The organism is Vibrio tetraodonis, from assembly GCF_003350295.1.
Taxonomy (GTDB): Bacteria; Pseudomonadota; Gammaproteobacteria; order Enterobacterales; family Vibrionaceae; genus Vibrio; species Vibrio tetraodonis.
Genome location: NZ_QLYY01000030.1, coordinates 36,170 through 46,082, shown reverse-complemented (window position 1 = coordinate 46,082; position 9,913 = coordinate 36,170). Strand labels below are relative to the sequence as shown.

The following is a 9,913-nucleotide window of genomic DNA, read 5'->3' as shown; positions in this document are numbered from 1 at the left end:
TCACCATTAAGTATGGTGACAACTACAAATTTGGAGCGACACACGAGGTTCGAACTCGTGACCTCAACCTTGGCAAGGTTGCGCTCTACCAACTGAGCTAGTGTCGCAGATTTTATGAATGGCTGAACTCAAAGAGTAAGCAACTCACAACATCTTAATTTGGTTGCGGGGGCCGGATTTGAACCGACGACCTTCGGGTTATGAGCCCGACGAGCTACCAAGCTGCTCCACCCCGCGTCCGTATGGTCACCATTAAAGCATGATGAAAACTATAATTTTGATCTACACACGAGGTCACCTATTCATAATAGAAAGGCGTGGCCTCAACCTTGGCAAGGTTGCACTCCAATAACTGAACGAGTGTCGCTTGCTTCACCATTAAGTATGGTGACAACTACAAATTTGGAGCGACACACGAGGTTCGAACTCGTGACCTCAACCTTGGCAAGGTTGCGCTCTACCAACTGAGCTAGTGTCGCATTCACAACGTTTACGTCGTGTAGGGCTGCGAATTATAAGAGCATTTTTTTGTGATGCAAGTCCTTACAGTAAAAAAAACTGTTTTTTTTCTCGTTTGATGAAAAAGAACACAAAACTAAGTAAATCTAGTTCTAAAAAGATTGTTTAATGACTTGCAACAGCGTGAAATAACAGTCTGTTATATTTTGAAAACCGTTTGTCGATAATATTTCAGTTCAGCGATTGACTCACGTATATCATCCAAGGCCAAGTGACTTCCCGATTTAGAAAAGCCGGTCAGTATTTGTGAATCCCAACGACGTGTTAGTTCTTTTATGGTGCTGACGTCGATATAGCGATAATGAAAATACTCTTCGAGTTGTGGCATGTGTTGGTAAAGAAAGCGTCTGTCTTGTCCAACACTGTTACCACAGATAGGGGAAGCGCCTTTAGGAACCCATTTCTCTAAGAATTTTATAGTTTGTTCAATGGCTTCTTGCTCAGTGACTTTACTCGCTTTGACTCTCGCCACTAACCCGCTGCCTGTGTGTGTTCTAACGCACCACTCATCCATTTTGGCAAGTTCTTCTTCGGGTTGATGGATAGCAAGTACTGGCCCTTGAGCTAGAATGTTTAATTCGCTATCAGTAACTATGGTAGCAATTTCAATGACTTTATGTGTATCAGGGTCTAAACCAGTCATTTCTAGATCAATCCAAATTAAATTTTGATTGCTAAAGGACATAAATCGTTGCCTATTGGTTTTATGCTAAAAAAGGTACTATACCCAAATTCTGATCCTCAGGATAGATAACCTAGGGGTCGTCTAGTTCAATATAGTTAAGTAGACAATTGTGGCAAAAAAGAAAAAGCTGACCAAAGGTCAAGTCCGACGAGTACGAAACAATCAAAAACGCAAACTGACCAAAGAAGAGACCTTTCAGTGGGAGGAGTCTATGCTGTGTGCCGCACAAAAAGGACTGGTGATAACTCGCTTCGGTCAACACGCAGATATTGAAGATATTGATAGTGGGCAAGTACATCGCTGTAATTTACGACGTGGCATTGAAACTCTCGTATCGGGGGATAAAGTTATCTGGAGGCCAGGTCTTGAATCTATGGAAGGCATAAATGGTGTGGTAGAAGCTGTGGAGCCACGTAGCTCGGTTTTAACTCGTCCGGATTACTATGATGGTTTAAAACCCGTCGCTGCCAATGTAGAACAGATGATAATTGTTTCCTCTGTGCTTCCAGAGCTGTCGCTTAATATCATCGATCGCTACTTAGTTGCGGCAGAAACACTCAATATAGCCCCATTATTAGTGCTCAACAAAATCGACCTTTTGGAAACCAAGCAACGCATTCAATACCAGCAATGGTTAGAAGACTATCAACGCATTGGCTATAAAGTACTGCTAGTAAGTAAACAAACTGGAGAGGGCATTACCGAGCTCGAAACTGAACTAAAAAATAAAGTAAATATTTTCGTTGGTCAATCAGGTGTCGGAAAATCAAGCTTAGTCAATGCATTAATGCCCGACTTCAATGTCGAGGAGGGTGAGATTTCGCAAAACTCTGGTTTAGGTCAGCATACAACGACAGCTTCTCGTTTGTACCACATCCCAACTGGCGGCGATCTAATCGACTCTCCAGGCGTTCGAGAGTTCGGTCTTTGGCATTTAGCAGCAGAAGAAGTTACCAAAGCATTTATTGAGTTTAGGCCTTATTTAGGTGGATGTAAGTTTCGAGATTGTAAGCATAAAGATGATCCTGGATGCGCACTGAGAGAAGGTGTCGATAATAACGAAATCAGTGAAACACGATTTGAGAACTATCATCGAATTCTCGATAGCATGGTAGAGGTGAAAGCTAATCGCCAGTATTCAAGGAACAAAAAAGCAGACCTATAAAACGAAATAAACGACTGGGAGTGCTGACTTTACTATTAAAGTTGAGTAGTATCTCACGCCCCAAAGCAAGTAAACGTTCGGTTAACATTGGAATACATGACAATGGATAAAATCAAAGTTGGACTACAGTATTGGATCCCTAAACACGCTTTGACGCGTTTAGTCGGCAAACTCGCATCGGCTGAAGCTGGTGGTCTAACAACCGCAGTTATTCGCTGGTTTATCAAACAATACAGTGTCAATATGGATGAGGCGAAGCACTCAGACCCTAAACACTTCAAAACTTTCAATGAATTTTTTGTTCGTGAGTTAAAGGAAGATGCCCGCCCGATTTGCTCTCAGGAAGACATTCTTACTCATCCAGCTGATGGCTGTGTAAGTCAGTTTGGACCTATCCAAGATGGAAAATTGATTCAAGCCAAAGGACACAATTACACCGCTCAGGAATTGCTAGGTGGAGATGCCAAACTGGCAGCAGAATTTGCAGATGGTGACTTTGCTACCATTTATCTCTCGCCGCGTGATTATCACAGAGTCCATATGCCATGCGACGCAACTCTACGCCAAATGATTTATGTACCTGGTGACCTATTTTCGGTTAACCCACTCACTGCAGAAAATGTTCCTAACCTGTTCGCCCGTAATGAGCGCGTAGTGTGTATTTTTGATACCGAATTCGGTGCTCTCGCTCAAGTATTAGTCGGTGCTACCATTGTTGGCAGTATTGAGCAAACGTGGGCAGGAACTATCACCCCACCTCGCGGCAATACCGTCTACAAGTGGGATTACCCAAGCGAAGGTGCCCGCTCTATCGTGTTAAAGAAAGGCCAAGAAATGGGACGCTTTAAACTAGGCTCGACTGTGATTAACCTCTTCGCAAAAGATAGTGTTAAATTCGATGACTCGATGGCCAACGGCCACTCTACCGTGATGGGAACACCCTACGCGTCAATCACATCAAATAAGTAGTCTCAGCTCTATACAATTAACGCTCTGATTTTCAGGGCGTTTTTTGATCTAGGGCAAAGTCACTACAAACAGCATGCTCACACGTGCAAACTTTTATCCAAGTCTAATACCTTAACATTGAGATTCTTTATCCTAGGAAGCATGTTTACCTAGCTTGGTTAAATCTGCATGCCTAAACACGCCCGAATACTCACCGCTAAACTAATATTTTGCTTTGCATTACCACTATTGGTTTTGCTTTTACCAACAGAGCAAATGCCTATCGAGGATCTCACTCTCATACAACATCGACTTTTAGGTATATTTTTATTAGCAGCGCTTCTTTGGATTCTAGAACCAGTACCTGTATTTGCGACCTCAGTGCTTATTATTGCTCTTGAACTGATCATGCTCTCTGACAAAGGGTTACAATTTTTTCGTATTACTAAACCAGAGCAAAGCTTGGAAGAGTTAATCCCATACAGCGATATTTTAAATACCTTTTCCTCACCAATTATTATCCTCTTCATGGGCGGGTTCACCCTTGCCATCGCCGCCTCAAAATACGATTTAGATAAAAACTTAGCGCGTGTTCTGCTGCGACCTTTTGGCGCCCAACCCAAATTCATAATGCTGGGTCTAATGTTAATTACAGCCGTTTTTTCGATGTTTATGTCCAATACTGCAACGACAGTAATGATGCTCGCTCTCGTCAGCCCAATTATTGCCCTTGCTCAAAAAGAGCAAGTAGGGATCAAGGCGTTAATTCTGTGTATTCCAGTCGCGGCAAATACGGGAGGAATCGCTACCCCAATTGGCTCACCTCCAAATGCCATTGCCCTCCAATACCTAACTGAAGAACACAGTATCGATTTCCTCAGTTGGATGATGATAGGGCTGCCTTTTGTTATTGTTCAACTGATTGCTGCTTGGTTTCTATTACAAAAATTATTTCCGTCTCAAGTTAACTTTTTGATTTTAGAACTCGATGGACAGTTTCAGCGCAGCTGGCGAGCCATTGTCGTCTACATAACCTTCGCCAGTACTGTTTTACTCTGGATGACCACCCAAGTTCACGGTATGAATACGTATGTGGTTGCTATGGTTCCTCTGGTGATATTTACATTAACAGGCATCATAGGTAAGACAGAGCTCCAACAAATAAACTGGGATGTACTTTGGTTAGTGGCCGGAGGCATCGCCATCGGTATGGCACTCGATAAAACAGGACTAGCTGAAGTGCTTGCCAATGCGGTTGATTACCAGTCTCTTGCGCCAATAAACCTAGTGATCACTTTATCCATCATTTGTTGGTTAATGGCGAATTTTATGTCGAATACAGCAACAGCAAACCTACTCATGCCAATTGCAGCTGCTATTGGCACTTCAATGGATAACCTTACTTCTATTGGCGGTCTGCAAGGGCTTATGGTGGTAGTTGCCTTCTCCGCGTCTCTTGGCATGATTCTTCCAGTTTCGACTCCGCCTAATTCACTCGCTTATTCAACGGGATTAATCGAAAGTAAAGATATGGCAAAAGTTGGGGCGATACTGGGTATTCTAGGCTTGTTCATCACTTATACTGGCGTCATCTTGATGGGAGCACGATAAATTCAAACAGAGAACGTTGATTGATAGTCAAATTCAATCATATGGGTATCGTTAGTTAAGCTCTATTAGAGTAATCGATAATAACCGCTTTAACTTTCCTTTTTTTCAGCGACAATAGCCTTATAGATAGGAAACCTTAGCTCACCATAGTTACAGTAGAAGAATAGGTGAAAGATAACAACAAAACTTCCCCAATAATCTTTGATCTTTACCTACAGTTTTGGCTAAAAAGTGTAGTAAAATTACGCTAATTTTGTTTCCTAAGTTACTTTGAATTTGACGAGGACATCACTATGTCAGCTAAGAAACCATTGGCTCTTGTAATTCTTGATGGATATGGACACCGAGAAGACACGGCCAGCAACGCTATTGCCAATGCTCATACACCGGTAATCGATAGCCTACTTGCTAACAACCCTAACACCTTGATTTCAGCGTCTGGCCTTGATGTCGGCCTACCTGATGGACAGATGGGTAACTCTGAAGTGGGCCATACCAATATTGGCGCTGGGCGAGTTGTGTATCAAGATCTCACCCGAATCACAAAATCCATCGCTGATGGTGAATTTGAGCACACTCCAGCACTCGTTGAAGCAATCAATGCGGCGGTAAAAGCAGATAAAGCCGTTCATATCATGGGACTTATGTCTCCTGGCGGTGTCCATTCTCACGAAGATCACATCTATGCCGCAGTAGAAATGGCTGCCAAACAAGGCGCAAATAAAATTTACCTACATTGTTTCTTAGATGGCCGTGATACCCCGCCAAGAAGTGCAGAAAACTCACTTAAGCGTTTTGACCAGCTATTCGAACGCCTCGGCAAAGGGAGAATCGCTTCTCTCGTTGGCCGATACTACGCTATGGATCGTGACAACAACTGGGAACGTGTTGAGGTAGCTTACGCTCTCTTAACACAAGCGAAAGCCGAATTCCAATCCAGTTCAGCTGTTGCAGGGTTACAAGCTGCGTATGAGCGTGGTGAGAATGACGAGTTTGTTAAAGCAACATCAATCAAAACAGCAGAGCAAGAAGAAGCACTGATGCAAGAGGGAGATGCGGTCATCTTTATGAACTATAGAGCCGATCGTGCCCGTCAAATTACCCGTGCTTTTGTTCCAGAGTTTGAAGGTTTCACTCGCAACGCCTTCCCTAACATCCACTTTGTGATGCTTACGCAATACGCAGCGGATATTCCACTTTCCATCGCATTCCCACCAGCATCTTTGGAAAACACCTATGGTGAGTGGCTATCGAAGAAACGTCATACTCAATTGCGCATATCAGAAACAGAAAAATACGCTCACGTTACTTTTTTCTTCAACGGTGGTGTTGAAACAGAATTTGAAGGTGAAGAACGACAACTAGTCGCTTCTCCTAAGGTCGCAACCTACGACTTACAACCTGAAATGAGCTCAGCAGAATTGACTGAGAAAATGGTCGCGGCTATTGATTCTGGGAACTACGATACCATCATATGCAATTACCCAAATGCAGACATGGTTGGCCACACAGGTGTATATGAAGCAGCTAAATCAGCCATTGAAGCACTTGATAGCAGCTTAGGTAAAGTTGTTGAAGCGATACAAAAAGTCGGTGGACAAATGCTAATCACCGCAGACCATGGCAACGCCGAGATGATGGTAGATCCAGAGACAGGTGGGATCCACACTGCGCATACCAATCTTCCTGTACCACTGATTTATGTTGGCGACAAACAGATTGAGTTCAAACAGGGAGGTAAACTCTCTGACCTAGCGCCAACTATGCTGTCACTTGCCGGCCTTTCTATTCCTAAAGAAATGACAGGTGAAGTGTTAATCAAATAACCTTTAAGACTCAAAACAAAGGCCTGCGACCTAAATATTATTCATGCTGGGTTCAGGCCTTTGCGCCATACTGCCCATTGTGCAGTGCTGAGTGAGTTAGCACTCTTTTTTGACCAAAATTCAGTATTTAAATGCTCGAAGAAGCACTTTATATCTCACCGACATCTCGTTTTTATCTGCCGATAAACAAGTTTTGACATTACTCTTTCTTCGTGGGAACGTGTTTGGTTATACTGACTGTCAAACAAGGACTGAGGATTTCCCCTTTCGCATGGCAATACGGCAATCAAGACAAACACTAGCCTTACCTATACTTGCTGGATTGGTATGTCTCATTTTGATCTCACTCGCCTTTCCAACATGGTCTGCCTCACCTAATGAGCTTAAAGGGGTCAGCAATGAAATATCAAGGCAGAGGCAGTCGCTCAGCTCCCAACAAAAAAAGCTCGACACTCTTAATAAGTCTCTAAAAAAGCAAGAACTCAGTATTGTCCGCTTAGAAAAAGAGATCAAGAAAGCCAAAGCATCGCTGCATAAAACCAATCAAAGTATCTCTGCGCTGGAAAAGCGTATCGCTTCATTAGAAAAACAAAAACGACAACAAACAGAAGTTCTTGCAGAGCTTTTACAAACCTATTATGCAACACAAAGAGCGAAATCATCAGCTAACATGCTTAATCAAAGTGTTGAAGAAGACAGGATAAGTCAATACTTTCAACACTTAGCCAAGAAACGAGCTGTAACCATTGCCCAGATAGAAAAAACCGTCAGTGAGCTGACTAAAAGCGAAACACAGCTAAAACTTGAGCAACAACAAATTACCAGTTTACTCGACGAACAGCAGCAAACCCGCAGACGCCTTACCAAAGAGCAATCCAAGCGAAAAGGGACTCTAAGTAACATCAAAAAGAACATTTCTAATGACAAAGTCTATCTCACTGAGCTCCAACGTAATGAGACAAGGCTAAAAGCTGAAATCGCTAAAGCAGCTAAACGCAATACGCCAATACCTATGGATGGTTTGGCCAAACAAAAAGGCCGTCTTCCTTGGCCAATTAAAGGGACAGTTCTGCATAATTACGGCTCTCGTCAAACAGGACAAATAAATTGGAAAGGCATGGTGATTAACGCAGCTTATGGGCAAGCTATAAAGGCTGTTTACTCTGGAACCGTGGTATTTTCAGACTATTTGAGAGGGTATGGTCTAGTGATCCTGCTCGATCATGGTAAGGGTGATATGACTTTATATGGCTTTAACCAGAGTTTACTAAAGAAAGAAGGCGATAAAATCTCTGCTGGGGAAACCATTGCGCTTGCCGGGGACACTGGTGGTCAGTCAAAAGCCTCACTTTATTTCGAAATCAGGCGCAACAGTAAGGCTCAGGATCCCAGGGCTTGGCTTACTCGATAGTGAAAACCCTATTGGCTATAAAATTTTTCCACTTTAGATATAAGTAGCGGTAGTTGCGCTTTGACCAAGGTATTAATACCACCAGATCCAGCACGTCCTCCCCCCGAAATAAACTGCGCACACAGGTCTCCAGCACCACATCTATTATTGCTGGGGGCGCGCAGTGACACTTTAAAGCTTCCATCTTGATTATGGGTAAGAACAATATGCCCCAAGTCAGGAGATTGATTGGATAGCCAGTTTCCATACACCCCGCTAATACGCCTTGAAGCCGCGCTATCGGGCAGCTCAACGACTAAAAGGCAATGGCTTTGATGCAAAGGCGGTATTGAAATCACTTGGTTAAAATCTTGCTGATACGACTCGCGCAGCACGGGATAAGGAGACAAGGGATCGCCGATAACCGCAAAAGGATTTTCATAAGCCAGTAGCCTTCGATACAATTCATCGGGTAGGAAGTTTAAATCCTCTAAAGAAGCGCCATAACCATTGTAATTAATTAACTTTCCTAGCTCGCTTAGCTGCGCTCTTTCAGCTGTATCAAATCCTGCTGCGATTGCGAGCTCATCAGCCTTGGCACATAGATTATCACCATACGCGGCGACAATAGCCCAATGATGAAACCTCCCTCTAAGCAACTTATCTATGATCAAAGCCGTACATACATTGGCATCCAAATCAATATGCGCGTCTAGGTTAGGATCTTGAGGTATGCTTCCTGCTTGATGGTGATCTGCGTAAAATACCGATGCGCCACTAGCTAATATCTGCTTTAGCCCAGCCATATTGCTTCGCATGGATATGTCTAATACGGTTAGAGTATCTCCCAAGCGGCAATGCAAGGCATCCAAAAGCTTGATATCTCGCTTCAATCCAGTGACCAAGACAGCCTTTTTAGGTGCAGCTAAGCGAAGTTGAAGTAGTGATATGATGCCATCAGCATCACCATTAAACACGTCATAATGCATAAAAACCCCTTAACGATCATTATGACACTTTAAGAGGTTTTCGGGGTCTATGGCAATTACATTTGGTTATGGTTAAGCATGAATCGCTTTAACACCATCCTCAAGCAGTTGTAGTTGCTCTACGCCTTGAGGTGTCGCTTTGGGTTTTACTACCGCAATCATCTGCAGCATGCCTTGGTGAATGACTTGTTCGGTAATGTGCGTTTTTTGCGACATTGCAGAGCGGTAGCCGAGCCAACTAGAAGCAATCATGTGTAAAGTGGTAACTAAAGGTTTCATTTCATGTTCTTCCACGGCAAGCAACTCAAGGTCAACAAAAGAGCGCATAATATTGACTAAGTTGGTCTGCAACTTTTCTTGAACCAGAATATATTCTTCATGTAATTGTTCGTCTCGTTGCAAAATTTCAGGAAGATTGGCATAGAAAAAACGATACTTCCACATTAACTTGAAGATGGAGTCTAGGTAGTGTTTAAGCAAGACCAAACTTTCTTGCTGTCCGTGAATTGGTGAGAAACGCTCCAATAGCTCGTTGGAATAAAGGGCGAAAATTTCACGCACGATTTCCTGCTTATTACGAAAATGGTAATAGAGGTTACCAGGGCTAATATCAATGTGCGCGGCGATATGATTGGTGGTGATATTACGTTCGCCATGTTCATTAAAAAGATTCAATGCGGCAAACACTATTTTGTCACGTGTCTTCATACGTTTCACGTATCCTCTGCAATTAATAATGTCAGTGTGATTTCGGTCGACCTACCTTTCGAAGCTGATTTG

8 protein-coding genes and 3 tRNA genes are annotated in these 9,913 nt (G+C 43.1%); 5 read left to right on the top strand and 6 right to left on the bottom strand.

What is annotated here, in order from left to right; translation table 11 throughout:
- Positions 1-31: 31 nt before the first annotated feature.
- From DPF90_RS19815 to orn, 4 genes are all read right to left on the bottom strand, one after another.
- Positions 32-107, bottom strand: a tRNA-Gly gene (locus DPF90_RS19815).
- 53 nt (positions 108-160) lie between these two features.
- Positions 161-237: transfer RNA gene (locus tag DPF90_RS19810), tRNA-Met, on the bottom strand.
- 166 nt (positions 238-403) lie between these two features.
- Positions 404-479: transfer RNA gene (locus DPF90_RS19805), tRNA-Gly, on the bottom strand.
- 179 nt (positions 480-658) lie between these two features.
- Positions 659-1,204 (bottom strand): oligoribonuclease, encoded by a 546-nt coding sequence (orn, locus tag DPF90_RS19800; RefSeq protein ID WP_114788021.1) that lies wholly within the window; start codon positions 1,202-1,204, stop codon positions 659-661.
- A 109-nt stretch (positions 1,205-1,313) separates the two neighbouring features.
- Here orn and rsgA point away from each other — a divergent pair, with 109 nt between their 5' ends.
- The 5 genes from rsgA (at position 1,314) to DPF90_RS19775 (ending at position 8,165) form a co-directional block, all read left to right on the top strand.
- Positions 1,314-2,369 (top strand): small ribosomal subunit biogenesis GTPase RsgA, encoded by a 1,056-nt coding sequence (gene rsgA / locus DPF90_RS19795; protein ID WP_114788020.1) that lies wholly within the window; start codon positions 1,314-1,316, stop codon positions 2,367-2,369.
- 102 nt (positions 2,370-2,471) lie between these two features.
- Positions 2,472-3,338: an archaetidylserine decarboxylase gene (gene asd, locus DPF90_RS19790; RefSeq protein ID WP_114788019.1), complete on the top strand. Its 867-nt coding sequence runs from the start codon at positions 2,472-2,474 to the stop codon at positions 3,336-3,338.
- Between the two features lie 168 nt (positions 3,339-3,506).
- Positions 3,507-4,928 carry an SLC13 family permease gene (locus DPF90_RS19785; protein ID WP_114788018.1) on the top strand — a complete coding sequence of 474 codons (1,422 nt, stop codon included), beginning with the start codon at positions 3,507-3,509 and terminating at the stop codon, positions 4,926-4,928.
- A 293-nt stretch (positions 4,929-5,221) separates the two neighbouring features.
- Positions 5,222-6,754 (top strand): 2,3-bisphosphoglycerate-independent phosphoglycerate mutase, encoded by a 1,533-nt coding sequence (gpmM, locus tag DPF90_RS19780; protein ID WP_114788017.1) that lies wholly within the window; start codon positions 5,222-5,224, stop codon positions 6,752-6,754.
- Between the two features lie 271 nt (positions 6,755-7,025).
- Positions 7,026-8,165 carry a murein hydrolase activator EnvC family protein gene (locus DPF90_RS19775; RefSeq protein ID WP_114788016.1) on the top strand — a complete coding sequence of 380 codons (1,140 nt, stop codon included), beginning with the start codon at positions 7,026-7,028 and terminating at the stop codon, positions 8,163-8,165.
- A gap of 8 nt (positions 8,166-8,173) precedes the next feature.
- Here DPF90_RS19775 and DPF90_RS19770 read toward each other — a convergent pair whose 3' ends face one another.
- Together DPF90_RS19770 and DPF90_RS19765 are read right to left on the bottom strand one after the other, a co-directional pair.
- A complete protein-coding gene (locus tag DPF90_RS19770) occupies positions 8,174-9,133 on the bottom strand; it encodes a DHH family phosphoesterase (RefSeq protein WP_114788015.1) in 960 nt (319 codons plus the stop codon).
- A 72-nt stretch (positions 9,134-9,205) separates the two neighbouring features.
- The gene (locus DPF90_RS19765) at positions 9,206-9,841 is read right to left on the bottom strand and encodes a TetR/AcrR family transcriptional regulator (RefSeq protein ID WP_114788014.1); all 636 of its coding nucleotides are present in this window, start codon (positions 9,839-9,841) and stop codon (positions 9,206-9,208) included.
- Between the last annotated feature and the right edge of the window lie 72 nt (positions 9,842-9,913).

What these genes read in the sequence shown, in the direction of transcription:
- orn (WP_114788021.1), bottom strand. Translation starts at nt 1,204, where the DNA reads ATGTCCTTTAGCAATCAAAATTTAATTTGGATTGATCTAGAAATGACT.
- asd (WP_114788019.1), top strand. Translation starts at nt 2,472, where the DNA reads ATGGATAAAATCAAAGTTGGACTACAGTATTGGATCCCTAAACACGCT.
- DPF90_RS19785 (WP_114788018.1), top strand. Translation starts at nt 3,507, where the DNA reads ATGCCTAAACACGCCCGAATACTCACCGCTAAACTAATATTTTGCTTT.
- gpmM (WP_114788017.1), top strand. Translation starts at nt 5,222, where the DNA reads ATGTCAGCTAAGAAACCATTGGCTCTTGTAATTCTTGATGGATATGGA.
- DPF90_RS19775 (WP_114788016.1), top strand. Translation starts at nt 7,026, where the DNA reads ATGGCAATACGGCAATCAAGACAAACACTAGCCTTACCTATACTTGCT.
- DPF90_RS19770 (WP_114788015.1), bottom strand. Translation starts at nt 9,133, where the DNA reads ATGCATTATGACGTGTTTAATGGTGATGCTGATGGCATCATATCACTA.
- DPF90_RS19765 (WP_114788014.1), bottom strand. Translation starts at nt 9,841, where the DNA reads ATGAAGACACGTGACAAAATAGTGTTTGCCGCATTGAATCTTTTTAAT.